Here is a 24,062-nt window from a genome sequence, read left to right as displayed (position 1 = left end):
GCCACTCACGGTAAGGAGTATTCGGCGCGACAGTGGTGTCCATGAATACGACACAGCTGGAAGGCCTGATCGGAATGCTCTTCGTCCTCGGAATCCTCGTCCTGCTCGTCCTCCCTTCGGTGTTCGGCATCGTGCGCGACCGGCGCGTCGACCGTCAGCTCAGGGAGGCCGAGCAGGGCCCCGCGCGGCAGCAGGGCCCCTCGGTGGATCAGAAGTCCTCGTCGAGGTCGACCGTCCCCTCCACCGCCACCTGGTACGCCGAGGGCCGGCGCTCGAAGAAGTTGGTCAGCTCCTGAACCCCCTGCAGCTCCATGAAGGAGAAGGGGTTCTCGGAGCCGTACACCGGGGCGAGGCCGAGGCGCTGCAGCCGCTGGTCGGCCACGCACTCCAGGTACTGCCGCATCGACTCGGTGTTCATACCGGGCAGGCCCTCACCGCACAGGTCGCGCCCGAACTGCAGCTCGGCCTCCACGGCCTCGCGCATCATGTCGGTCACCTGCTGCCGGAGCTCCTCGTCGAAGAGCTCCGGCTCCTCCTTGCGGACGGTGTCCACGACCTCGAAGGCGAAGCTCATGTGCATCGTCTCGTCGCGGAACACCCAGTTGGTGCCGGTCGCGAGGCCGTGCAGCAGGCCCCGGCTGCGGAACCAGTAGACGTACGCGAAGGCCCCGTAGAAGAACAGGCCCTCGATGCACGCGGCGAAGCAGATCAGGTTCAGCAGGAAGCGGCGCCGGTCGGCCTTCGTCTCCAGCCGGTCCAGCTTCTCGACCGAGTCCATCCACTTGAAGCAGAACTCGGCCTTCTCGCGGATGGACGGAATGCTCTCGACGGCGTCGAAGGCCGCCGCCCGGTCCGCCGGATCGGGCAGATAGGTGTCGAGCAGCGTCAGATAGAACTGGACGTGCACGGCCTCCTCGAAGAGCTGACGGCTCAGATAGAGCCGCGCCTCGGGGGAGTTGATGTGCTTGTACAGCGTCAGCACCAGGTTGTTCGCGACGATCGAGTCGCCCGTCGCGAAGAACGCGACCAGCCGGCCGATCATGTGCTGCTCACCCGGTGACAGCTTCGCGAGGTCGGAGACGTCCGAGTGGAGGTCGACCTCCTCGACGGTCCAGGTGTTCTTGATCGCGTCCCGGTAGCGCTCGTAGAAGTCCGGGTAGCGCATGGGGCGCAGGGTCAGTTCGAAGCCGGGGTCGAGAAGGTTCTTCTCGATCTTCTCGGTCTTCTCGGCGTTCTCGGTCGTGCCGGTCTCGGCGGCCGTCTCGGGTGCGGTGGTCATTACTGGCAGGCCTCGCAGGACTCGGGGTTCTCAAGGGAGCAGGCGACCGCGTCGGGGTCGGCGGCCTGCTGAAGGGGAATGGTCTTCTCGGGCTGGGCCTGGGCCTGCTGGCCCTGGGCGGCGCGGGCGATCCGGGTCGCCGGGCGCGAGCGCAGGTAGTACGTCGTCTTCAGCCCCGACTTCCAGGCGTACGCGTACATCGAGGAGAGCTTGCCGATGGTCGGCGTCTCCAGGAACAGGTTCAGCGACTGCGCCTGGTCCAGGAACGGGGTCCGGGCGGCGGCCATGTCGATCAGGCCGCGCTGCGGGATCTCCCACGCCGTGCGGTAAAGGTCACGCACGTCCTGCGGGACCCAGGTGAAGCCCTGCACCGAGCCGCCCGACTCGCGCAGCGCCTCGCGGGTCTGCGCGTCCCACACGCCGAGCTTCTTCAGCTCGGCCACCAGGTACGAGTTGACCTGGAGGAACTCACCGGACAGCGTCTCGCGCTTGAACAGGTTGGAGACCTGCGGCTCGATGCACTCGTACACGCCCGCGATGGACGCGATGGTGGCGGTCGGCGCGATGGCCAGCAGCAGCGAGTTGCGCATGCCGACGGAGGCGATCCGCTCCCGCAGGGCCGCCCAGCGCTCCGGCCAGTTCAGCTCGACGTCGTAGTGGTCCGGGTGCAGCACACCCTGGGCCGTACGGGTCTTCTCCCAGGCGGGCAGCGGCCCGTTGCGCTCGGCGAGGTCGGCGGACGCCTCGTACGAGGCGAGCATGATCCGCTCGGCGATCCGGGTGGACAGGGCGCGCGCCTGCGGGGAGTCGAACGGCAGCCGCAGCTTGAAGAAGACGTCCTGGAGGCCCATCGCGCCGAGGCCCACCGGACGCCACTTGGCGTTGGAGCGACCCGCCTGCTCGGTCGGGTAGAAGTTGATGTCGACGACCCGGTCGAGGAAGGTGACGGCGGTACGGACGGTCGCGTCGAGCCGCTCCCAGTCGATGTCCTGCGCGTCGGCGTCCACGAAGGCGCCCAGGTTGACCGACCCGAGGTTGCAGACGGCGGTCTCCCCGTCGTCGGTGACCTCCAGGATCTCGGTGCACAGGTTCGAGGAGTGGACGGTGTGGCCGGGCAGGGCCGTCTGGTTGGCGGTGCGGTTGGCGGCGTCCTTGAAGGTCATCCAGCCGTTGCCGGTCTGCGCGAGGGTACGCATCATGCGGCCGTACAGATCACGGGCCGGAATGGTCTTCTTCGCGAGCCCGGCCTCCTCGGCCGCGCGGTAGGCGGCGTCGAACGCGTCGCCCCACAGATCGACCAGCTCGGGCACGTCCGAGGGCGAGAACAGCGACCAGTCGCGGTTCTCGTTCACCCGGCGCATGAACTCGTCCGGGATCCAGTGCGCGAGGTTCAGGTTGTGCGTACGCCGGGCGTCCTCACCGGTGTTGTCGCGCAGCTCCAGGAACTCCTCGATGTCGGAGTGCCAGGTTTCCAGGTAGACGGCGGCGGCGCCCTTGCGCCGGCCGCCCTGGTTCACGGCGGCGACCGAGGCGTCGAGGGTCTTCAGGAACGGGACGATGCCGTTCGAGTGCCCGTTCGTGCCGCGGATCAGCGAACCGCGTGACCGGATCCGGGAGTACGAGAGCCCGATGCCGCCCGCGTGCTTCGAGAGGCGGGCCACCTGGTGGTAGCGGTCGTAGATGGAGTCCAGCTCGTCCAGCGGGGAGTCGAGCAGATAGCAGGACGACATCTGCGGGTGGCGCGTACCGGAGTTGAAGAGCGTGGGGGAGGACGGCAGGTAGTCGAGACGGCTCATGAGCCGGTACAGGGAGGCGACTTCGTCGAGGGCGCGCGTGGTGTCGTCCTCGGCGAGACCGCTCGCCACCCGCAGCATGAAGTGCTGGGGCGTCTCGATGACGGACCGCGTGATCGGGTGCCGCAGCAGATACCGGCTGTGCAGGGTGCGCAGACCGAAGTAGCCGAAGCGGTCGTCGCCCGCCAGATCGATCAGCGTGTCGAGCCGGGCCGCGTGAAGGCGTACGAACTCGGCCGTGCGGTCGGCGATCAGGCCCTCGCGGTGACCGACGGCGACCGACTCGGAGAAGGAGCGCACGCCCTGCGAGGCGGCCTCCTCGGCGATGCCGACGGTCAGCAGGCGGGCGGCCAGCTTCGAGTAGACGGGGTCCTCGGAGATGAGACCGGCGGCCGCCTCCGTGGCCAGCTCACGCAGCTCCGCGGTGTCCGCGGCGGCGGACCGGCCGCGCAGCGCGGCGGCGGCGACCCGGCCGGGGTCGGCGCCGGGGAGGTCGGCGGTGAAGTCGGTCAGGATCCGCAGCAGCGCGGTTCCCGGTCCGTCGGCCTCGGCCCTGTCCTGCTGGTCCCGGTTCGCTGTCGCGGAGACCGGATCGGCTGGCGCGATGGTCACGTGGGGCTCTCCCTCGCTCGGCACGGGGCCTCGGGGGAGAGGGGATCGGGGCACACGGGGGTACGCGCTCTGCGCAGCGGTACTCCGCGTCCACCGGCCCACTCCACGAGGCCCGGACGTCATGCACCCGGGCCGGTCGGCCTGGGCGCGCTGTCGGCAGGTCCTCGGACTGACTTCTGTACGCGATACGCGGGCACGCGGCCATGCGGACATGGAGGCATGCGGGTATATCCCGTACAAGTACACCGTTGCGGGACAGTTCCGGATTCGCACCGGATTCCCCTGCGACGACAGCGAGCATGAGCATACATCTTGTGCCGGGCTCCGGAAGCACCCCCACATCTTGTGTCGCGTCGACTCCGGAATGGGTAGCGGAGCGTGTCAGAGCGTCAACTCATAGCTGAGGAGCATGATGTCGTCCAGGTGCGGGACGGGGTTCCAGTCCCGGGCCGGATCGCGGGTGAAGCCGAGGCGCTCGTAGATCCGGTGGGCGCTGCGCATGGTGCGCTGGGTGGACAGCACGACGGATCCGCAGCCGGCCGTGGCCCGTGCGCGGTCGACACAGGCGCGCACGAGGGCGGTGCCCACGCCCCTGCCGCGGGCATCCTTCGCGACCGCCAGCATCCGGATCTCGGCCTCGCCGTCGCGCGAGACCTCGGCCATGGGACCGCCGGCCGGCACGAAGGTCACCCCGCCGAGAAGCCGGCCCCGCGCCCCCGCCCCGCCGCCCTCCATGTCCTCGACGGCCACCAGCACGTCCGCGGCGGCGGCCCGCTTCGCCACGTTCCGCAGCTCGCCGAGGTACGCGTCGCTCTCCCCGAAGTCGAGCAGCCCGTCCCCGAGATAGGCCTGCGCGGTGATCTCTCCCAGCGCGGTGTACTCCCCGGGCTCCGCCCGTCTGATCACGATGTCCATGCTGAGCAGTGTGCAGTGTGCAGTGTGCAGTCTGCCGGTGGCTCGGGTGGTCGTTCTCAGCCCGCGCTCGGCCACAACTGCAGGGTCGCGACGAAGTCCTTCGTGAAGTCGCGCGGGCCCGGGCCGAGGGCGACGCGGCCGGTGAGACGGGCCCGCGCGGTCAGGGCGGGCGACTCCGGGTAGTAGATCCGCCCGGCGGAGGCGGGGACGAACACGGTCTGGCCGCGTGTGAGTTCGGCGGCGGACTCGACGACGACCGCCCCCTCCGCGAGCGTCACGAACGACTCGTCCGCGCACACACCGACGGCGAGCGGATCGTGCAGCGGACAGGTGCCGTCACCGCCGCTGCGCCGGTACGCCTCCATGTAGACGCGCAGCAGCCGGGCGGCGAGCGCGGTGCCGGGGCCGGCCGCCTCCAGGGCCGCGAGGTCGGCGGGCCTGAACAGCCAGCGGTGCGAGGCGTCCAGGTCGACCATGGTGAACGGGATGCCGGAGGACAGGACCAGTTCGGCGGCGTCCGGGTCGGCCCACATGTTGAACTCGGCGACCGGCGTGATGTTCCCGGGCACCTGCGCCGCGCCGCCCATGAACACGAACCTGCCGACGCGGCGGGCGAACGCGGGGTCCTCCAGGAGGGCGATCGCGATGTTGGTGAGGGGGCCCGTCGCGCACACGGTCAGCTCGCCCTCGTACTCCCGGGAGAGCCGCAGCAGGGCCTGCGCGGAGGACTCCGTCGGGTGGGCCGCGGTCGAGTCCGGCAGCGTCTCGTCGCCGAGTCCCGCGGGGCCGTGGAAGTCGGCGGCGACGCGGTGGGGGAGGCGGGTGAGGGGGCGGCCCGCGCCGCGGTGTACGGGGACTTCGGTTTCGATGCGCATCGCTCGTGCGAGGGCTCGGGCGTTGAGGTAGGTTTGCTCGGCGGGGAGGTTGCCGCCCACGGAGGTGTAGGCCTTCAGGTCCCACAGGCCTGTGCCGAGCAGGTACTGGAGGGCTACGGCGTCGTCGATACCGGGGTCGCTGTCGAGGACGATGGGCGCGCGTGGGGTCACCGGTCCAGGTTATCCGCCCCCGCCGCCCCTACCCGTTCCCGTCCCGCATGGGGGCTCTGCCCCCTCGCCCCCGTTGTCCTCAAACGCCGGACGGGCTGAAAGACATACGCCCGTCCGGCGACATCTCAGCCCCTCCGGCGTTTGAGGAGCGGGGGTTCGGGGGCTGGCCCCCGAGTACGGCCCTAGTGGCCGGCCGTGCCCGCCGTGGCAGGCGGCAGGTCCACCTGGACTCCCTTGTCGCCGGCGTCCGCCGTGTAGTCCTCGGCGGAGGTCTCGTCGACGCCGTCCGGCGCGTTGACCGCCTTCAGCACGAACGTCAGCACCACCGTCACCACCACGTTCAGCACGAACGCGGTCAGCCCGATGTACCCGATCTCCCCGATCCCGGGAATCTCCTTCGACGACCCACCGAAGTGCTTCTGCGAAGGCGAAGCCACCCCGTACGCGGCGAGCGTGCCGTACAGCATCCCGACCGCCCAGCCCGCGAGCAGCGCCCACCGGTGGAACCAGCGCGTGAACAGCCCGCCGACCAGCGCCGGGAAGGTCTGCAGGATCCAGATCCCGCCGAGCAGCTGGAAGTTGATGGCGACCGTCTTGTCCATGGTCAGGACGAAGACCAGCGCGCCCACCTTCACCAGGAGCGAGACCAGCTTGGAGACCTTCGTCTCCTGCGCGGGCGTCGCGTCGGGCTTGATGAAGTCCTTGTAGATGTTGCGGGTGAAGAGGTTCGCCGCCGCGATGGACATGATGGCCGCCGGCACGAGCGCGCCGATACCGATCGCCGCGAACGCCACGCCCGCGAACCAGTCCGGGAACATGGTCTCGAAGAGCTGCGGGATCGCCAGCTGCCCGTTCTCCACCTTGATGCCCGCCGCGATCGCCATGAAGCCGAGCAGCGCGAGCAGGCCCAGCATCAACGAGTACAGCGGCAGGATCGTGGTGTTGCGGCGGATCACCTCACGGCTGCGCGAGGACAGCGTCGCCGTGATCGAGTGCGGGTACATGAAGAGGGCGAGCGCGGAGCCGAGCGCCAGCGTCGCGTACGTCCACTGGCCCGCCTCGCCCGGTACCAGCGAGCCGCGTGGCGCGCCGGTCGCCGGGTTGGTCTGGTTGTACGCCTCGCCCGCCTTGGCGAAGATCTCGTCGAAGCCGCCCAGTTTGATCGGGATGTAGATGATCGCGACCGCGATGACGATGTAGATCAGCGTGTCCTTGACGAACGCGATCAGGGCGGGCGCGCGCAGCCCGGACGAGTACGTGTACGCGGCCAGCACACCGAAGGCGATGAGCAGCGGCAGGTCCTTGACGAACCAGTTGGTGTCCTCACCGCCGCCGACGCCCATCACGTCGAGCACGGCCTGGATGCCCACCAGTTGCAGCGCGATGTACGGCATCGTCGCGAGGATGCCGGTGACGGCGACCGCGAGCGAGAGCCCCTTCGAGCCGAAGCGCCCGCGTACGAAGTCCGAGGTCGTGACGTACCCGTGTTTGTGGGAGACCGACCACAGGCGGGGCAGGAAGGTGAAGATCAGCGGGTAGACCAGGATCGTGTACGGGACGGCGAAGAAGCCGGCCGCGCCCGCCGCGTAGATCGCCGCCGGGACCGCCACGAACGTATACGCCGTGTAGAGGTCGCCGCCGAGCAGGAACCAGGTGACCCAGGTGCCGAACGACCGGCCGCCCAGGCCCCATTCGTCGAGGGTCTGCTCGCCGTCGGCCCGGCGCCAGCGGGAGGCCAGGAAGCCCATGACCGTGACGGCCAGGAAGAAGAAGATGAAGACGGCGAGTGCCACGCCGTTCACGCCGTCCTTCATGCGGACGCGCCCCCGTTCTGCGCCTGGCGGGCGGCCTTGCGGGCGCGCTGCTCACGGTTCCACAGTGTGAACGCGGTCATCGTGAGCGCGGTCGAGATGAGCACCCACAGCATCTGGTACCAGTAGAAGAACGGGATGCCGATGAAGGTCGGGTCGACCTTCGCGTACGACCCCACCCAGAGCATCGCCACGAACGGCGCGATCAGGCAGAGGGCGATCACCACGCGGACCGGTGTCACCACCGGCGGTTCCCCTTCGGGTGCTCTTGGCACATCCGGTGTTTCCGACATACGGCGGCTCCGTCCCCTCACTGATCACCTGTGCAACGCGCAGGAAATCTAAGGGACGGTTCCGCTTTATGGAACCCCTGTCCGCATAACGGATGCGCCGTGTCGTTCAGCGGCAACGACCGCATCCGTCACGGCGTCAGCGGGGTCAGCAACAGCGGAAGCCCTGCCGCGGATCCGCCTCCTGACGGTCCGTGCGCATCCGCTCGAACTCCCGCCGCGAGGGCACGTCCGCGTCGGCCCGCTCCGCGCGCAGATGCGCCACGTACCGGTCGTACGCGGACTCGTCGGTCAGCTCCCGTACGTACCAGCGCACGCCCCTGGCCGCCCTAACCGCGTGGTTCAGCGCCGACCGCATCGCGTACCTCCTCCCTCTCCTCCTTGGTCGGGATGAGCCCGGCCGGAGCGACGATCTGCGACTCGACGTACGGCGCCTCGCTGAGCGTGGAGAGCGCGGGACGGCGTATGTGCCGGATGCACACCCGCGTCGCGTCCGCGATCACCACGACGATGAGCAGGGCGAGAACCGCGGTGAGGACACCGTCGACCGTGGAGTTCGTGACGATCGTGTGCATGTCGTCCATGTTCTTCGCGGGTGCGACGATCTCGCCCCGGTCGATGCCGTCCTGGTAGATCGAGCGCTGCTTGAAGAAGCCGACGCGCGGGTCGCTGGAGAACACCTTCTGCCAGCTCGCGGTCAGCGTGACCGTGGCGTCCCAGACGAGCGGTATCCCGGTGATCCAGGCCCACTTGAGGCGCCCGGACTTCACCAGCAGGGTCGTGCAGACGGCCAGGGCGACCGCGGCGAGCAGTTGGTTGGAGATACCGAAGATCGGGAACAGCTGGTTGATCCCGCCGAGCGGCTCATGGACGCCGACCCACAGGAAGTAGCCCCACAGACCGCAGACGATGCCGCTCGTGATGACCAGACCGGGCTTCCAGCTCACATCCTTGAAGGGTTTGTAGAGGTTGCCCAGGGTGTCCTGCAGCATGAAGCGGCCCACCCGGGTGCCCGCGTCGAGCGCGGTCAGGATGAACAGCGCCTCGAACATGATCGCGAAGTGGTACCAGAACGCGCGCAGTCCGTCCCCGGTGACGTCGGAGAAGATCTCCGAGACGCCGATCGCGAGCGTGGGCGCGCCGCCGGTCCGCGACAGCAGGGACGACTCCTCGACGTTCTTCGCCGCGGCGGCCAGGTCGTCGGGGGAGATCTGATAGCCCCAACCGCCCACCACTTGGCTGGCGTTCTGGACCGTGTCACCGATGACACCGGCCGGCGCGTTCATCGCGAAGTACAGGCCGGGGTCGATCACGGACGCGGCGACCAGCGCCATGACCGCCACGGACGACTCCATGAGCATGGAGCCGTACCCGATCATCCGGACCTGCGTCTCCTTCTGGATCATCTTCGGCGTGGTGCCGGAGGAGATCAGGGAGTGGAAGCCGGAGAGCGCCCCGCAGGCGATGGTGATGAAGACGAACGGGAAGAGCGAGCCCGCGAAGACCGGCCCGTTCCCCTGCGAGGCGAAGTCCGTGACCGCGTCCATCTTCAGGGTCGGCAGCGAGACGACGACCCCGACCGCGAGCAGCACGATCGTGCCGATCTTCATGAACGTGGAGAGGTAGTCGCGGGGTGCCAGCAGCATCCACACGGGCAGGATCGACGCGATGAACCCGTACGCCACCAGCCAGATGACCAGGGTCGAGGGCGCGAGCGTGAACGTGTCGGCCCAGGACGACTCGGCGACCCAGCGGCCGGCGACCAGCGCGAACAGCAGCAGCGCCACACCGATCAGCGAGACCTCGGCGACCCGGCCGGGCCGCAGGACCCGCAGGTAGAAGCCCATCAGCAGGGCGATCGGGACCGTCATCGCGATGGAGAAGGCGCCCCACGGGGACTGGGCGAGCGCGTTGACGATCACCAGCGCGAGCACGCCCAGCAGGATGATCATGATGGCGAAGGCGGCGATCAGGGCCGCCGCGCCGCCGAACGGGCCGATCTCCTCACGCGCCATCTGCCCCAGCGAACGGCCGTCGCGCCGGGTGGAGAAGAAGAGGACGACCATGTCCTGGACCGCGCCCGCGAAGATCACGCCGACGATGATCCAGATGGTGCCGGGCAGATACCCCATCTGCGCGGCCAGTACGGGCCCCACCAGCGGCCCCGCGCCGGCGATCGCCGCGAAGTGGTGGCCGAGCAGCACGCGCCGGTCGGTGGGATGGAAGTCGATGCCGTTGTTGAGCCGCTCGGCCGGGGTGGCCCGGGTCTTGTCGACCTTCAGAACCTTGTACGCGATGAACTTCGAGTAGAAGCGATAGGCGATGGCGTACGAGCCGAGGGCGGCGGCGACCATCCAGGCGGCCGAGACCTCCTCGCCCCGCGAGAGTGCGAGCACGGACCACCCGGCCGCGGCTACCAGCGCGACGAGGGTCCAGATGACGATGCTGCGGGGACTTGCCTTACGGGGGCCTTGCGGAGATGCCGTCCGGGGACTGTCGGTGCGCACGGGTCGTCCTCCCGTCCATGAGTGACGGGAGGACGGTAGAACAGGATCCAACCCAGCGCTACACCACGTGCACTACCTGATCCCACCAGCCCAACTCCCCGCTATGCAGCGGAGCTTGGGGGCACCCCCAGGGGCGCACCCCTCAGGGGCGCGGGGAACGGCGCAGTCCTTCGTCTTTAGGGGCGCGGGGAACGGCGCGGGCCAGCCACAACGCACCCGCACCCGACGACGCCCCCCAGCCCACCCCGGCCCAATCAGTCCGTGGGCCTCTTCAGCCGCGCGACGAACTTGTACCGGTCCCCCCGGTACACGGACCGCACCCACTCCACCGGCTGCTGATCCTGATCGATCGAGTGCCGGGACAGCATCAACATCGGCAACCCCACGTCCGTACCGAGAAGCCCCGCCTCCCGAGGAGTCGCGAGCGACGTCTCGATCGTCTCCTCCGCCTCTGCCAGCCGCACGTCGTACACCTCGGCCAACGCCGTGTACAAGGACGTGTACTTCACCAAGGACCGCCGCAACGCGGGAAACCGCTTCGCGGACAGATGCGTCGTCTCGATCGCCATCGGCTCCCCGCTCGCGAGCCGCAGCCGCTCGATCCGCAGCACCCGCCCCCCGGCGCTGATGTCGAGCAGCTCCGCGAGCGTGTCGTCGGCGGTGATGTACCCGATGTCCAGCAGCTGCGAGGTGGGTTCGAGCCCCTGCGCCCGCATGTCCTCCGTGTAGGAGGTGAGTTGCAGCGCCTGCGAGACCTTCGGCTTCGCGACGAACGTGCCCTTGCCCTGGATGCGTTCGAGCCGCCCCTCGACGACCAGCTCCTGCAGCGCCTGACGCACGGTCGTGCGCGAGGTGTCGAACTCGGCGGCGAGCGTGCGCTCGGGCGGTACCGGTGTACCGGGCGGCAGTGTGTCCGTGATGTCGAGCAGATGCTTCTTCAGGCGGTAGTACTTGGGCACGCGCGCGGTACGGATGGGGGCGCCACCCTCGTTCTCCGCACTGCTGACGTCGGTGCTCATACTCTGCCTTCCCGGCTTCGAGTGCCGATGCGGCCGACGTACGCGCCGGCCACGGCTCACATCGTGGCACGCCCAGCCGTGCGAGTGTCCCCCCGCACGCTGCGTGATCCCCTCTATATACCGTCGGGGTCCCTTTTGGTCTAGTCCATAGGGCGCGCAGCCCGGCCCGGAGGCGCCGTCGCGACCTGCGCGCGGGCCCGCCCGATCTGTCACCCGTGTAGTGAAAGGTCCCTGCATATGTAGGTCGCGTAACGGACGGTCGGGAGCGGCTTTTTCACCCTTGACACCCCTCTAGGTCTAGGCCAAGCTCCCCGTACTGGTCTAAACCATTGAGGACCAGGTCCCAGCCCCACGGGCAGTACTCGTCGTAAGTCACGCGGTGGGCAGGGGGGTTGCTGGCATCCCTGAGGAGGATGACGTGAATCGCAAGCTCATCGCGGCCGTCGGTGTCGCGGGCATGTTGATGTCGGTCGCTGCCTGTGGCGGCGACGACGGTGACGACGGCGGCAAGGCGGGGGCCGACGGTTACAAGGGCCAGACCCTGACCGTCTGGGCCATGGACGGCTCCACGCCCGAGGGCTGGACCAAGGACCTCACGGCCGCCTTCGAGAAGAAGACGAAGGCCAAGCTGAAGTTCGAGACGCAGCAGTGGAACGGCATCCAGCAGAAGATCACCACCTCGCTCTCCGAGGACAACCCGCCGGACGTCATCGAGGTCGGCAACACGCAGACCCCGGCCTACGCGGCCACCGGCGGTCTCGCCGACCTGAGCGACCTCAAGGAGGAGATCGGCGCCGACTGGACCAAGGCACTCAACGAGTCCTCGGTCTTCGACGGCAAGCAGTACGCCGCCCCCTGGTACTTCGCCAACCGCGTCGTCATCTACAACAAGAAGGTCTGGGCCGACGCCGGCATCACGGACACGCCCAAGACGCGCGCCGAGTTCTTCGACGCCCTGAAGACCATCGACAAGAAGACCGACGCCGAGCCGATCTACCTGCCCGGCCAGAACTGGTACTTCTTCGACGGTCTGACCATCGGCCAGGGCGCCGACCTGGTGAAGAAGGAAGGCGACAAGTACGTCTCCAACCTCTCCGACCCGAAGGTCGGCAAGGCCATGGACATCTACAAGGAGTACCAGTCCTACTCCAAGGCCCCCAAGGACAAGGACGAGGCGACCCCGCAGCAGGCCGAGGTCTTCGCCAAGGGCAACGTCGGCGCCTTCATCGGCATGGGCTGGGAGGCCGGCACGGCCATCGCGGCCAACAAGAAGATCGAGAAGGACATCGGCTACTTCACCATCCCCGGTGAGACGGCCGACTCGCCCGAGGGTGTCTTCCTCGGCGGTTCCAACTTCGCGGTCGCCGCGGGCAGCAAGAAGCAGGAGCTCGCCAAGGAGTTCCTGAAGCTCGCCCTGTCCGACAAGTTCGAGGGCGCGCTCGCCAAGGAGAACGGCGTCATCCCGAACAAGGAGGCGCTGCAGATCCACCTCGCGGGCAACGGCGCCGCCGAGGCCGCCGCTCCGGCCGCGGCCGGCGGTGGCACCACGCCGCTGATCCCCGAGTGGGCCGCCGTGGAGAACGACCCCAACCCGATCAAGGCCTACATGACCGCGGTCCTGAAGGGTAAGTCGCCCGCCGATGCCGCCAAGCAGGTCGAGGCGGAGATCAACAAGCGGCTCGCGCAGAGCAGCTGATCACCTCCGTGCCGGGGACGGTCCCTCCGTCCCCGGCACGCCGGCGCATTCAACTGCGAACCCCGATGGTGGAAGAGATGGCGAGCATGTCAGTGCAGACCGACCGCACGGACACAGGCACGGCCGCCGCGCCCGGTGTCCGTAAGACCGACGTACCCCCGCCCGACGGCACAGGCATACGCAAGGGCAAGAACGAGGGCAGGGGCAAGGACCCGGCCGGCAGACGCAGCGGCGCGTCCGCCCCGTACGTGCTCCTGCTGCCCGCCCTGCTCGCCACGGTGATCCTGCTCGGCTGGCCGCTGATCAAGAACGGCATGCTGTCGTTCCAGAACCTCAACCCGCGCCAGCTGATCCTCCACCTCACCGAGTGGAGAGGGATCGACAACTACACGGACGTCCTGAGCAGCGCGGACTTCTGGAAGGTCGTCCAGCGGACGGTCGTCTTCACCGCCGTCAACGTCGTCCTCACCATGGTGTTCGGCACCCTCGTCGGCCTGCTCCTCGCCCGGCTGGGCAAGCGCATGCGGCTGGTGCTGCTGCTCGGCGTCGTCCTGGCCTGGGCGATGCCGGTGATCGCCGCGACCACGGTCTACCAGTGGCTGTTCGCCCAGCGCTTCGGCGTCGTCAACTGGCTGCTCGCCAAGGCGGGCTGGACGTCGATGGCCGACTACAACTGGTTCGGCACCCAGCTCTCCACCTTCTCCGTGATCACCCTGCTGATCGTCTGGCAGTCGATCCCGTTCGTGGCGATCAACCTGTACGCAGCCACGACCACCATCCCCAAGGAGCTGTACGAGGCCGCCTCCATCGACGGGGCCGGCACCTGGAAGAGCTTCACCTCCGTGACCTTCCCCTTCATCCGGCCGTTCCTGTGGGCGACGACCTTCCTGGAGGTCATCTGGATCTTCAAGGCGTTCCCGCAGATCTTCGCGATGAACAAGGGCGGCCCGGACCGGCTCACCGAGACCCTGCCGATCTACGCGTTCGTCGAGGGCCCCGGCAACCAGCACTACGGGATGGGAGCGGCGATCTCGTTCCTGACGATCCTCATCCTGCTCGCCCTGACGGCCTACTACCTGCGTACCGTTCTCAAGCAAGAGGAGGACGAGCTGTGAAGCGCTCCCTGATGGCCCGGCTGTGGCCCAACGCGACGGCCCTCGTCCTCTTCGTGGTCTTCACGTTCCCCGTCTACTGGATGTTCGCGACCTCGCTGAAGCCGACCGGCGACATCATCGCGGACACCCCGGTCTTCCTGCCGACCGACATCACGTTCGACCACTTCAAGAAGGCCCTCGACGCCGACCACTTCTGGACGCTGGTCGGCAACTCCCTGACGGTGACCGTCCTCGCGGTGGTCTTCTCCCTCGTCATCGGACTGCTCGCGTCCTTCGCGCTGGCCCGCATGCGCTTCAAGGGCCGCCGCGGCTTCCTGCTGACCTTCATGATCGCGCAGATGGCCCCCTGGGAGGTCATGGTCATCGCGATCTACATGATCGTGCGCGACGCGGACCTCCTGAACAGCCTCATACCGCTCACCGCCTTCTACATGATCATGGTGCTGCCCTTCACGATCCTGACACTGCGTGGCTACGTCGCCGCGGTGCCCAAGGAACTGGAGGAGTCGGCCATGGTGGACGGCTGCACCCGCCGGCAGGCCTTCGTGAAGGTCATCTTCCCGCTGCTCGCCCCGGGTCTCATGGCGACCTCGCTCTTCGGCTTCATCACGGCGTGGAACGAGTTCCCGCTGGTCCTGATCCTCAACAAGGACGCCGAGAAGCAGACGCTCCCGCTGTGGCTCTCCAGCTTCGAGACGACGTTCGGCGACGACTGGGGGGCCACCATGGCCGCGGCATCGCTCTTCGCGATCCCGATCCTGGTCCTGTTCGTCTATCTCCAGCGCAAGGCCGTCAGCGGACTCACCTCCGGCGCCGTGAAGGGATAACGCCACCCGATGACCACCATTGCCTCCGGCACGGACACGCTGACCCGTGACGCCCTCGCCGTCCTGCAGCCCGGCTTCACCGGGACCTCCGCACCCTCCTGGCTGCTCCGGCGGCTCGGCGAGGGCCTCACCTCCGTCGGCCTCTTCGGCCGCAACATCGCCTCTCCCGACCAGCTCGCCGCCCTCACCGCCCAACTGCGCGCGGAACGCGACGACGTCCTGGTCGCCATCGACGAGGAAGGCGGTGACGTCACGCGCCTTGAGGTGCGTACGGGATCGTCGTTCCCCGGCAACCACGCGCTCGGCGCGGTCGACGACGTGGCACTGACGGAGGCCGTCGCCCATGAACTGGGCCGCCGGCTGGCCGTCTGCGGGGTCAATCTCAACTGGGCCCCGTCCGCGGACATCAACTCCAATCCCTCCAACCCCGTCATCGGCGTACGGTCCTTCGGCGCCGACACCGACCTGGTGGCCCGGCACACCGCCGCGTACGTCTCGGGGCTCCAGTCCGCCGGGGTCGCCGCCTGCACCAAGCACTTCCCGGGCCACGGCGACACGGCGGTCGACTCGCACCACGCGCTGCCGCGCATCGACGCCGACCTGTCGGTCCTGCACGCCCGTGAACTGGCCCCCTTCCGCGCGGCGATCGCCGCCGGCAGCCGGGCCGTGATGAGCGCGCACATCCTGGTACCGGCGCTCGACCCGGCCCACCCCGCGACCCTCTCCCGCCGCGTCCTCACCGGGCTGCTGCGCGAGGAACTCGGCTTCGACGGGCTGATCGTCACCGACGGCATGGAGATGCAGGCCATCTCCGCGACCTACGGCATCGAACGCGGCAGTGTCCTCGCGATCGCCGCGGGCGCCGACGCGATCTGCGTGGGCGGCGGACTGGCCGACGAGGAGACGGTCCTGCGACTGCGGGACGCGCTGGTCACGGCGGTCCGCTCCGGCGAACTCCCCGAGGAACGCCTCGCCGACGCGGCGGCCCGGGTCCGCGCACTGGCCTCCTGGACGACATCGGCCAAGGTCACGCCCGCGCCCTCGACCGCCTCGGCCCCCGACATCGGCCTGGTGGCGGCCCGCCGAGCACTGACCATCACCCGCGGGCAGCACCACACCCCGCTCACCGAGGCCCCGTACGTCGCCTCCCTCACCCCCGTCGCCAACATCGCCGTCGGCGACGAGACCCCCTGGGGCGTCGCCGCCGAACTGCGGCGCATCCTGCCGGGCACGGAGACGGGCAGTTTCACGGGGGAGGGGGCCGGGGCCGAGGTCATCGCGGCCGCCGGTTCGCGCCGCGTGGTCGCCGTGGTCCGCGACGCCCACCGCCACGCCTGGATGGCGGAGGCCCTGGACACGCTGATCACCGCCCGCCCGGACACGATCGTGATCGAAATGGGCGTCCCCCAGGCCCCACCCCAGGGCGCCCTCCACATAGCCACCCACGGAGCAGCCCAAGCCTGCGGCCAGGCAGCAGCGGAGGCGATCACCGCCCCATAAGGGGCACGGGGAACGGCGCAGTCCTGTGGCCTTTGGGGGCGCGGGGAACGGCGCAGTCCTTGGCTTTCAGGGGCGCGGGGAACGGCGCAGTTTTTAGCTTCTAGGGGCGCGGGGAACGGCGCAGTCGTTCGCTTCAGGGGCGCGGGGAACGGCGCAACCAGCCACAACGAACCCGCACCCGCCCACCGCAGGTGAGTCGTGGCCGGCCACACAACCCCCGCGCCCCAGGGCAGCTAAATCCCCTGCCAAGCCGGCTTGTTCGCATACGTATGCCGAAAGTACTCCGCAAGCTTCAGCTTGGACGCAGCCCCCTCATCCACCACGACAGTCGCATGCGGATGCAACTGCAGCGCCGACGCCGGACACACCGCGGCCACCGGCCCCTCGACGGTCGCCGCCACGGCGTCCGCCTTGCCCTCACCCGTGGCCAGCAGCACCAGGTGCCGCGCCTCCAGGATCGTCCCGATCCCCTGCGTGATCACGTGATGCGGCACCTGCTCGATGTCGCCCTCGAAGAACCGCGCGTTGTCGATCCGCGTCTGCTCGGTCAGCGTCTTGATCCGCGTACGCGAGGCCAGCGAGGAGCACGGCTCGTTGAACCCGATGTGCCCGTCGGTCCCGATCCCGAGCAGCTGGAGGTCGACCCCGCCCGCCTCGGCGAGCGCCCTGTCGTACGCCTCGCACGCCGCCATGACGTCCTCGGCGGTCCCGTCCGGCCCCATGAACGCGCCCAGGTCGAGCCCCAGCGGCTCCAGCACCTCGCGCCGCAGTACGGACCGGTACGACTCGGGGTGCTCGGCCGGCAGCCCCACGTACTCGTCGAGCTGCGCGACCCGCGCCCGCGAGGCGTCCACGCCGCCGGCGCTCACCGTCGCCGCCAGCGCCTGGTAGATGGGCAGTGGTGTCGAACCGGTGGCCACCCCGAGCAGGGCGTCGGGCTTGTGACGGAGCAGCTCCGCCATGGCCCCGGCAATGAGCTCGCCACCCGCCTTGGCGTCCGAAACGATGACAACTTCCACGCTGGGCCTGCCGTTCTGAAGGGGAACTCACCTGCGTATGTGGTATAGACCAATCTAGCAGAGCACTCCTCTCCAGTCGCGCCTTCCCGGACGGCTGTCCGTGTACGGCACGCGCAACGCCGACACCGCCACCGTCGAGGACCGACCGGCGCCATGATCCAGGGAATGTCCCAGCAGGCCCGGGACGGAGCCACCCGGGAGCAATGGGAGGCACTGGCGCAACTCGCTCCGCGTATCCGGCCCCACCCGTGAACCGCCCGGGGTTAGGCTGCGGGGTGAAGCAGGACGCGTGTTGTTGGATTAATGGACAACAACAAACATCCGACAACGCATGGACAGCCGAAGTGGTCTAGTCCAGAATCATAGGCAAAGCACACACGCGCAGCTGAATGACCAAGCCTCCGCCTTCCCCGCACAGGAAGGCGGATCGAGGAGCCGGCGCTCTCTGCCCTGACTGCACCGGGTCCTCATCCTCGGCCGATCGGGACCGCACACCCCGTGGCCGATGTTGCTCCGGGCTGCGGTGCCGGGAGGGTTGAGGGTCCCTCTCAGGCGCCGCGGCCCGCGGGTGTCTCCGGGGCCCTTACGGGTGGCTGATTTCGGGTCTTGTCGTACCTGACGGGTACGCTCGCACATGTGCCCTCCATGAACGACCTCGTACGCCAGCACACCGCGCTCGGTGACTCCGACCTCGAGTGGCTGCATCTGCTGGTCTCGGAGTGGCAGCTGCTCTCCGACCTCTCCTTCGCCGACCTCGTCCTGTGGGTCCCCACCCGCGACGGCACCCGCTATGTCTCGGTCGCCCAGATGAGGCCCAACACCGGCCCCACCTCGTACCAGGACGACATGGTCGGCCACCTCGTCCCGCGCGGCCGGCGCCCCATGCTGGACGCGGCCCTGGACGAGGGCCGGATCGTGCGCGAGGGCGACCCGGAGTGGCGCGAGGAGGTCCCCGTACGGGTGGAGTCCATCCCCGTACGAAGGGAAGGGCGGGTCCTCGGGGTCATCGCCCGCAACACCAACCTGCTCACGGTCCGCACGCCCTCCCGGCTCGAACTGACCTATCTGCAGAGCGCGTCCGACCTGGCCCAGATGATCGCGGCGGGTTCCTTCCCGTTCCCCAACCAGCAGGTCGACATGGACGCCTCGCCGCGCGTGGGCGACGGCCTGATCCGGGTGGACGCGGACGGCGTCGTCCAGTACGCGTCCCCGAACGCGCTGTCGGCGTACCACCGCCTCGGCCTCGCCGCCGACCTGGTCGGCCATCACCTCGGCAGGACCACCGCCGAACTCGCCCCGTCGCGGGGCCCGGTGGACGAGGCGCTGGCGAAGGTCGCCAGCGGCTGGGCACCCCGCGAGTTCGAGATCGAGAGCAACGACGGCGTGATCCAGTTGCGCGCGATCCCGCTGAAACCCAAGGGGACGCGCGTCGGCTCCCTGGTCCTCCTGCGTGACGTGACCGAACTGCGCCGTCGCGAGCGCGAGTTGATCACCAAGGACGCGACCATCCGGGAGATCCACCACCGGGTGAAGAACAACCTCCAGACGGTCGCGGCCCTGCTGCGCCTCCAGGCCCGCCGCATCGAGTCCGACCGGGGCCGCGAAGCACTCGAAGAGGCGGTGCGCCGGGTCGGCTCCATCGCGATCGTGCACGAGACGCTCTCGCAGAACCTGGACGAGCGTGTGGAGTTCGACGAGATCGCCGACCGGGTGCTCGCCATGGTCGCCGAGATCTCGCCGGGCAAGGTCGTCGGCCGGCGCACGGGCCGCTTCGGCATACTCGACGCCGAGGTCGCGACCCCGCTCTCCATGGTCCTCACCGAGATCCTGCAGAACGCCCTGGAGCACGGCTTCCGCGAGGGCGAGCGCGGCACGGTCGAGGTGTCCGCGGTCCGCGGCGGCACATCGAAGGAGAACCGCCTGCTGGTCACGGTCCAGGACGACGGGGTGGGCCTGCCCGAGGGCTTCGACCCGCACCGCTCGGGCAATCTCGGCCTGCAGATCGTCCGGACGCTGGTGGAGGGCGAGTTGGGCGGCACCTTCGACATGGTCGCGGCCCCCGAGCGGGGCACCCAGGTCGTCCTGGACATCCCGGTACGGAACCCCAAGTAACCCGGGCCCCCATCACCCCTCGCGTAACTCCCGTACCTCCCGCACCACTACTTCACGAACACGCTGCGTAATCTTCACCCCGGTGCACACAGCAATGAGCCCCGGACCACTGAGTGGTCCGGGGCTCAAAGTGTCATTCGGTTGCGCATCGGGGGTACTGCGCGCTGCGGCTCGGGGGCGGGAGATGCGTACACGCTGTACGCGCCGCCAAGCTCAGGGCTGTCGCGGGGTGGGTTGTCAGGCGGAAGCCTGACGGGCCCGGTTGCGGGCGGCGCGGCGCTTCATTGCGCGGCGCTCGTCCTCGCTGAGACCACCCCAGACGCCGGAGTCCTGGCCGGACTCAAGCGCCCACTGCAGACACTGCTCCATAACGGGGCAACGACGGCAAACGGCCTTGGCTTCCTCGATCTGCAGCAGCGCAGGACCGGTGTTGCCGATGGGGAAGAAGAGCTCGGGGTCTTCCTCGCGGCAAACGGCGTTGTGACGCCAGTCCATGGCTGCTACCTCTCCTTGGTATTACATGCACGTTGCTTGTGAATGTGAACGCTTTCACGAATCCCTCAACAAGTGAAGGGCCGACTACCAGACGGACTGGTGTGGTCCTTTGAAGTGAGGAGGGGTTCCGGCGCTCTGTGGGGGCGATGTTGCGGCCCGTCCCGAGCGCCACGTAGAGACTCGCAAACCTCAGCGACGGATACAACCCCTACCGGAAAGTTTTTTTTGATTCCTCGGTGTCGACTAGGTCACAGCCGTATCCGCTCACACAATCACACGCAGTGCACGGCGAACGCCTGTGAACGCGACGCTCGTACGCAGTCCGAGGTGGTCGCCGTCCATCTGGAGGGGGAGTGGGACCTTCGAATGCAAGGTGAAGTCGGTCAGATCGTGCAGGGACACCGCGTGCTTGCCGTGGGGTCCGCGCTCGGGGGACGAAGTGAGCAACTGGGTGCCATACCGGGCAACCGCGCTCGTCGACATGCGGCTGAGACCGAGTACGTCGAGGCCGGTATCGAACGAGGCCTTAGGTGACGCGTACACCGGGCGATTACCCAGATACGTCCACGGCGAGGTGTTGCAGACTATCGACAGCACCAGATCGGTCACCGGGTCGGCACCCGGCCGCTCCAGCGTGATGGTGCCGCGCCGGCGGTGGGTCTCCCCGAAGAACTGGCGCATCGCCTGACGCAGATAGAGCGAGTGCGTGGAGCGTTTCCCGCGCTCCCGGTGCTGTTCGACCCGGCCGACCACGCCGGCGTCGAAGCCGAGTCCCGCGTTGAAGGTGAACCAGCGGGAGGGGACCGCCTCGTCCTCGGTGCCCGGGGTGCCCGCGGCGAGACCGAGGCCCACCGTGCGCTGCCGACCCTCGCGCAGGGCGTCCAGCAGGGCGCCCGTCGCCTCGACGGCGTCGTTGGGCAGGCCCAGGGCGCGGGCGAAGACGTTGGTGGAGCCGCCGGGGACGACGGCGAGGCCGGGCAGCCGGTCGGGGTCGGGGCCGTTGTGCAGCAGACCGTTCACGACCTCGTTGACCGTGCCGTCGCCGCCGAGAGCCACGACCAGTTCTATGTCCTTGCTCTCCGCGGCCTGCCGCCCGAGGTCTCTCGCGTGGCCGCGGTACTCGGTGGTGACCGCTTCGAGTTTCATCTCGCTCGCCAGCGCGTGGATCAAGACGTCACGCGTGCGTGCGCTGGTGGTGGTAGCTGCCGGATTGACCACAAGAAGTGCACGCATGCGATGCAGCGTACCTACCGCGTGGTACTCGTCCCATACCGAGGTGAGGATCAGGTGAGAGCCGCGGAGCCCGTCGCTCGCGTGCGGATCGCCCGGTGGGAGCCCCGGGGCCGTGGGCGGGCAGGGGGCGCACAGGACGCGAGGGCTACCCTTCAGGGGTGAGCTCTGAGCAGAATCCCACCCCGGAAGACGTCGGCGCCGACCCCCGCCCCGGGCGGCTGACCATGGCGGCCGCACTCGTCGGGCTGGAGGGGGTCGCCCTCGTCGCCGGAGGCGTCTATCTGCTGGTGATGGGCCTCACCGGCCATCCGGACGACCGGAGCCAGGCGGTCACCGGGGGTGTGACGCTGATCGCACTCGCCCTGCTGCCTCTGCTGGCCGCGCGGGGACTGCTGCTGCGGCGCAGCTGGAGCCGGGGGCCCACGATCATCACGCAGATCATGGCGCTGCCCGTCGCGTACAACCTGCTCCAGGCCGACAGTCTCGCCATCCCCGGGGGGATCGCCCTGGCGGTGGTGGCGGTCGCGACGCTCGTACTGATCCTGAACCCCGAGACGACACGGGCGCTCGGGATCACCGGGCCGGGCGCGGTGCGGGACTCGGAGTGACGGAAAGCCGCGCCGCGCGCTGAGCGTGAACCGGCGCACGGGGCGCACGGGCCGGGCGGGTCACCGGGTCCGCCGCGCCCCTGACGGGGCGCGAGCCGTGTGACGTGCCGCCTACTCCTCCACCAGCAGCTTCTCGCGGAGCTGGGCCAGCGTCCGGGCCAGCAGCCGGGAGACGTGCATCTGCGAGATGCCGACCTCCTGGGCGATCTGCGACTGGGTCATGTTCGCGAAGAAACGCAGCAGCAGAATGCGCTTCTCACGCGGGGGCAGGTCCTCCAGGAGCGGCTTGAGGGACTCCCGGTACTCGACGCCCTCCAGGGCCTCGTCCTCGGAGCCGAGCGTGTCCGCGACGGCCGGGGACTCGTCGTCCGTGTCGGGGACGTCCAGGGACAGCGTGGAGTACGCGTTGGCCGACTCCAGGCCCTCCAGGACCTCCTCCTCCGAGATGCCCAGCTTCTCGGCCAGCTCGTGCACGGTCGGCGAGCGGCCGTGCTGCTGCGAGAGCTCCGCGGTCGCCGTGGTCAGCGCGAGCCGCAGCTCCTGCAGCCGGCGCGGCACGCGCACCGCCCAGCCCTTGTCCCGGAAGTGCCGCTTGATCTCACCGACGACTGTGGGGGTCGCGTACGTCGAGAACTCGACACCGCGCTCCGGGTCGAACCGGTCGACCGACTTGATCAGGCCGATGGTCGCGACCTGTGTGAGGTCGTCCAGCGGCTCGCCGCGATTGCGGAAGCGGCGGGCGAGGTGCTCGACGAGCGGCAGATGCATGCGGACCAGCTGATTGCGCAGCTCCGCGTACTCCGCGCTGGTGCTGTCCAGTTTGCGCAGCTCGATGAACTTGGCCCGCGCCCCGCTCCTGTTGTGGGGGTCGTGCTGTGATCCCGACGCGCCGTTGTCGGCGTTTCGCTCGTGTTCGTGCTGCTCGCTCATGATCCCGCCCGTCACCCGCCGCCGCCCTTCCAAGGACGTCCCCCCAGACTCCGTCCGGGGGGACCCCCACTGCGCGGCAACGTCTGGATCCTGTCGCCCGTCACTGCCGGAAAGCGCCTCGCGCTCGTCCTGGTCGACCGGCTCTCCCCGAGCCGCCCCGGCCGCCGGGGAACTGCCGTCCTCCGGGTGCGGCCGGGCCTGCTGTTCGGGGATGCCGTCGACGCCTTCCACCAGACGCCGGGGCCCGCCCGGGCCGCCTTCGCCCTCGGCGGAAAGTTCCCGTGTGCCGCGCTCTTCGTCCCGCACCGGCCCGTCCCCGTTCCTCACGCCGGCCCGGGTCCCGCGCCGCGCTGTTTGTAGAGGCTGATCGAAACGGTTTTGTCATCGGCCACCGAGGAGGAGACCTTGCCTGCGAGGGCCGACAGCACGGTCCAGGCAAAGGTGTCCCGCGCGGGGGCGTGGCCGTCGGTGGTCGGGGCCGAGACAGTCACCTCGAGCGAGTCGTCGATCAGGCGGAAGACACAGCTGAGCACGGAGCCCGGCACCGCCTGTTGCAGGAGGATCGCGCACGCCTCGTCCACGGCGATACGCAAATCCTCGATCTCGTCGAGGGTGAAGTCCAAGCGCGCCGCGAGGCCGGCCGTGGCCGTACGCAGCACCGACAGGTAGGCACCCGCAGCCGGCAGCCGGACTTCCACGAAGTCCTGGGTCGCGGGCTCGCCTGCGATCTGGGACACCCTCACCTCCAAGGTGGTACAAGCTCTTTCGGGGGCCGAGGGTCGCCCCCCGGGGTAACGCGCTACGTGGTTCAGCGGTGACGCTATCGCGCTCTCAGGTTTCCTGTCCCCGGGACCCCAACCCCTTGCTGTCACTCATAGTAAACCTATGTATACGCACAGTGGCTAGAGGTCTGCGGGCCCAATTGGGAAGAGGGCGCGCCGGATTGACGTACCCAGACGTCAGAGCATCGAACCGTCCGGAACCCACGTCACACCAGCACGTGGTCGACGAAGCACCAGCGCCAGCTCTCACCGGGCTCGAAGGTCCGCATGATCGGATGCCCCGACTCTTTGAAATGCTCTGTGGCGTGCCGCATCGGCGAGGAATCGCAGCAGCCCACGTGCCCGCAGTCCAGGCACAGTCGTAGCTGCACCGGGTGCGTGCCCGCGGCCTGGCACTCCAGGCAGGTGTCGCTCAGCGGCGCGGGTTCCGGCTGCGGCAGCGCGTCGGCGTGCGTGCACTGTTTCATGATTGC

Annotated in this window: 22 protein-coding genes, 1 pseudogene and 1 riboswitch; of the genes and pseudogenes, 8 read left to right on the top strand and 15 right to left on the bottom strand. The window is 69.0% G+C overall.

Annotation, left to right across the window (positions count from 1 at the left end):
• Positions 1-41: 41 nt before the first annotated feature.
• The gene (locus IE278_RS18600) at positions 42-296 is read left to right on the top strand and encodes a hypothetical protein (protein ID WP_189773661.1); all 255 of its coding nucleotides are present in this window, start codon (positions 42-44) and stop codon (positions 294-296) included.
• On the opposite strand, the gene IE278_RS18595 is transcribed toward IE278_RS18600, so the two are convergent.
• The 9 genes from IE278_RS18595 to IE278_RS18555 form a co-directional block, all read right to left on the bottom strand.
• Positions 209-1,279: a ribonucleotide-diphosphate reductase subunit beta gene (locus tag IE278_RS18595; RefSeq protein WP_373312023.1), complete on the bottom strand. Its 1,071-nt coding sequence runs from the start codon at positions 1,277-1,279 to the stop codon at positions 209-211. The genes IE278_RS18600 and IE278_RS18595 overlap by 88 nt on opposite strands.
• The gene (locus tag IE278_RS18590; protein WP_189773659.1) at positions 1,279-3,684 is read right to left on the bottom strand and encodes a ribonucleoside-diphosphate reductase subunit alpha; all 2,406 of its coding nucleotides are present in this window, start codon (positions 3,682-3,684) and stop codon (positions 1,279-1,281) included. The genes IE278_RS18595 and IE278_RS18590 overlap by 1 nt, the downstream gene beginning before the upstream one ends.
• A gap of 138 nt (positions 3,685-3,822) precedes the next feature.
• Positions 3,823-3,991, bottom strand: a riboswitch (cobalamin riboswitch).
• 74 nt (positions 3,992-4,065) lie between these two features.
• The gene (locus tag IE278_RS18585; protein WP_189773658.1) at positions 4,066-4,599 is read right to left on the bottom strand and encodes a GNAT family N-acetyltransferase; all 534 of its coding nucleotides are present in this window, start codon (positions 4,597-4,599) and stop codon (positions 4,066-4,068) included.
• Positions 4,600-4,655: 56 nt separating this feature from the next.
• Complete coding sequence (locus tag IE278_RS18580; RefSeq protein ID WP_189773657.1) at positions 4,656-5,645, bottom strand: nucleoside hydrolase; 990 nt, start codon at positions 5,643-5,645, stop codon at positions 4,656-4,658.
• A 182-nt stretch (positions 5,646-5,827) separates the two neighbouring features.
• Positions 5,828-7,459, bottom strand: a complete 1,632-nt coding sequence (mctP, locus tag IE278_RS18575; RefSeq protein ID WP_189773655.1) for a monocarboxylate uptake permease MctP — start codon at positions 7,457-7,459, stop codon at positions 5,828-5,830.
• Complete coding sequence (locus tag IE278_RS18570; protein ID WP_189773653.1) at positions 7,456-7,749, bottom strand: DUF3311 domain-containing protein; 294 nt, start codon at positions 7,747-7,749, stop codon at positions 7,456-7,458. The genes mctP and IE278_RS18570 overlap by 4 nt, the downstream gene beginning before the upstream one ends.
• Before the next feature lie 145 nt (positions 7,750-7,894).
• Positions 7,895-8,104 (bottom strand): YbdD/YjiX family protein, encoded by a 210-nt coding sequence (locus IE278_RS18565; protein ID WP_107021434.1) that lies wholly within the window; start codon positions 8,102-8,104, stop codon positions 7,895-7,897.
• Complete coding sequence (locus IE278_RS18560) at positions 8,076-10,253, bottom strand: carbon starvation CstA family protein (protein WP_189773650.1); 2,178 nt, start codon at positions 10,251-10,253, stop codon at positions 8,076-8,078. Before IE278_RS18560 ends, IE278_RS18565 begins: the two co-directional genes overlap by 29 nt.
• A gap of 254 nt (positions 10,254-10,507) precedes the next feature.
• The gene (locus IE278_RS18555) at positions 10,508-11,272 is read right to left on the bottom strand and encodes a GntR family transcriptional regulator (protein ID WP_107021392.1); all 765 of its coding nucleotides are present in this window, start codon (positions 11,270-11,272) and stop codon (positions 10,508-10,510) included.
• Positions 11,273-11,690: 418 nt separating this feature from the next.
• Here IE278_RS18555 and IE278_RS18550 point away from each other — a divergent pair, with 418 nt between their 5' ends.
• The 4 genes from IE278_RS18550 to IE278_RS18535 all read left to right on the top strand — a co-directional run bounded on the left by IE278_RS18550 (position 11,691) and on the right by IE278_RS18535 (position 16,410).
• A complete protein-coding gene (locus IE278_RS18550) occupies positions 11,691-12,968 on the top strand; it encodes an extracellular solute-binding protein (protein ID WP_189773649.1) in 1,278 nt (425 codons plus the stop codon).
• 86 nt (positions 12,969-13,054) lie between these two features.
• Positions 13,055-14,083: a carbohydrate ABC transporter permease gene (locus IE278_RS18545; RefSeq protein WP_189773648.1), complete on the top strand. Its 1,029-nt coding sequence runs from the start codon at positions 13,055-13,057 to the stop codon at positions 14,081-14,083.
• Positions 14,080-14,910, top strand: coding sequence for a carbohydrate ABC transporter permease (locus tag IE278_RS18540; protein ID WP_189773647.1), 831 nt, complete (start codon positions 14,080-14,082; stop codon positions 14,908-14,910). Before IE278_RS18545 ends, IE278_RS18540 begins: the two co-directional genes overlap by 4 nt.
• 9 nt (positions 14,911-14,919) lie before the next feature.
• The gene (locus tag IE278_RS18535) at positions 14,920-16,410 is read left to right on the top strand and encodes a glycoside hydrolase family 3 protein (RefSeq protein ID WP_189773646.1); all 1,491 of its coding nucleotides are present in this window, start codon (positions 14,920-14,922) and stop codon (positions 16,408-16,410) included.
• A 233-nt stretch (positions 16,411-16,643) separates the two neighbouring features.
• Here IE278_RS18535 and nagB read toward each other — a convergent pair whose 3' ends face one another.
• Positions 16,644-17,429 carry a glucosamine-6-phosphate deaminase gene (gene nagB, locus IE278_RS18530; protein ID WP_189773645.1) on the bottom strand — a complete coding sequence of 262 codons (786 nt, stop codon included), beginning with the start codon at positions 17,427-17,429 and terminating at the stop codon, positions 16,644-16,646.
• A gap of 144 nt (positions 17,430-17,573) precedes the next feature.
• Here nagB and IE278_RS42300 point away from each other — a divergent pair.
• Positions 17,574-17,681 (top strand): annotated as a pseudogene (locus tag IE278_RS42300) (TetR/AcrR family transcriptional regulator); the annotation flags it as partial.
• A gap of 384 nt (positions 17,682-18,065) precedes the next feature.
• The gene (locus IE278_RS18525; protein ID WP_189773644.1) at positions 18,066-19,541 is read left to right on the top strand and encodes a sensor histidine kinase; all 1,476 of its coding nucleotides are present in this window, start codon (positions 18,066-18,068) and stop codon (positions 19,539-19,541) included.
• 237 nt (positions 19,542-19,778) lie between these two features.
• Here IE278_RS18525 and IE278_RS18520 read toward each other — a convergent pair whose 3' ends face one another.
• Positions 19,779-20,036 carry a WhiB family transcriptional regulator gene (locus tag IE278_RS18520; RefSeq protein WP_016639615.1) on the bottom strand — a complete coding sequence of 86 codons (258 nt, stop codon included), beginning with the start codon at positions 20,034-20,036 and terminating at the stop codon, positions 19,779-19,781.
• A gap of 264 nt (positions 20,037-20,300) precedes the next feature.
• Positions 20,301-21,269, bottom strand: a complete 969-nt coding sequence (locus tag IE278_RS18515; RefSeq protein ID WP_189773643.1) for a diacylglycerol/lipid kinase family protein — start codon at positions 21,267-21,269, stop codon at positions 20,301-20,303.
• A gap of 158 nt (positions 21,270-21,427) precedes the next feature.
• Between IE278_RS18515 and IE278_RS18510 the strand changes: the two genes are divergently transcribed.
• The gene (locus IE278_RS18510) at positions 21,428-21,877 is read left to right on the top strand and encodes a hypothetical protein (protein ID WP_189773642.1); all 450 of its coding nucleotides are present in this window, start codon (positions 21,428-21,430) and stop codon (positions 21,875-21,877) included.
• Between the two features lie 111 nt (positions 21,878-21,988).
• Here IE278_RS18510 and IE278_RS18505 read toward each other — a convergent pair whose 3' ends face one another.
• The 3 genes from IE278_RS18505 to IE278_RS18495 form a co-directional block, all read right to left on the bottom strand.
• Positions 21,989-23,134: an RNA polymerase sigma factor SigF gene (locus IE278_RS18505; RefSeq protein ID WP_189773640.1), complete on the bottom strand. Its 1,146-nt coding sequence runs from the start codon at positions 23,132-23,134 to the stop codon at positions 21,989-21,991.
• On the bottom strand, positions 23,131-23,544 hold the full coding sequence (locus IE278_RS18500; RefSeq protein WP_055512819.1) for an ATP-binding protein: 414 nt from the start codon (positions 23,542-23,544) through the stop codon (positions 23,131-23,133). Before IE278_RS18500 ends, IE278_RS18505 begins: the two co-directional genes overlap by 4 nt.
• Before the next feature lie 251 nt (positions 23,545-23,795).
• Entirely contained in the window at positions 23,796-24,056 is a 261-nt protein-coding gene (locus IE278_RS18495) for a UBP-type zinc finger domain-containing protein (protein WP_189773638.1), read from the bottom strand.
• Between the last annotated feature and the right edge of the window lie 6 nt (positions 24,057-24,062).

This window comes from Streptomyces tauricus, from assembly GCF_014650955.1.
GTDB lineage: Bacteria > Actinomycetota > Actinomycetes > Streptomycetales > Streptomycetaceae > Streptomyces > Streptomyces tauricus.
Note: the sequence above shows the minus strand (reverse complement) of the source record. Positions and strands in the feature narration are given on the sequence as shown.

Coding starts and splice junctions, on each gene's coding strand:
- IE278_RS18600 (WP_189773661.1), top strand. CDS start 42: ATGAATACGACACAGCTGGAAGGCCTGATCGGAATGCTCTTCGTCCTC.
- IE278_RS18595 (WP_373312023.1), bottom strand. CDS start 1,279: ATGACCACCGCACCCGAGACGGCCGCCGAGACCGGCACGACCGAGAAC.
- IE278_RS18585 (WP_189773658.1), bottom strand. CDS start 4,599: ATGGACATCGTGATCAGACGGGCGGAGCCCGGGGAGTACACCGCGCTG.
- mctP (WP_189773655.1), bottom strand. CDS start 7,459: ATGAAGGACGGCGTGAACGGCGTGGCACTCGCCGTCTTCATCTTCTTC.
- IE278_RS18570 (WP_189773653.1), bottom strand. CDS start 7,749: ATGTCGGAAACACCGGATGTGCCAAGAGCACCCGAAGGGGAACCGCCG.
- IE278_RS18565 (WP_107021434.1), bottom strand. CDS start 8,104: ATGCGGTCGGCGCTGAACCACGCGGTTAGGGCGGCCAGGGGCGTGCGC.
- IE278_RS18555 (WP_107021392.1), bottom strand. CDS start 11,272: ATGAGCACCGACGTCAGCAGTGCGGAGAACGAGGGTGGCGCCCCCATC.
- IE278_RS18545 (WP_189773648.1), top strand. CDS start 13,055: ATGTCAGTGCAGACCGACCGCACGGACACAGGCACGGCCGCCGCGCCC.
- IE278_RS18535 (WP_189773646.1), top strand. CDS start 14,920: ATGACCACCATTGCCTCCGGCACGGACACGCTGACCCGTGACGCCCTC.
- IE278_RS18520 (WP_016639615.1), bottom strand. CDS start 20,036: ATGGACTGGCGTCACAACGCCGTTTGCCGCGAGGAAGACCCCGAGCTC.
- IE278_RS18515 (WP_189773643.1), bottom strand. CDS start 21,269: ATGCGTGCACTTCTTGTGGTCAATCCGGCAGCTACCACCACCAGCGCA.
- IE278_RS18495 (WP_189773638.1), bottom strand. CDS start 24,056: ATGAAACAGTGCACGCACGCCGACGCGCTGCCGCAGCCGGAACCCGCG.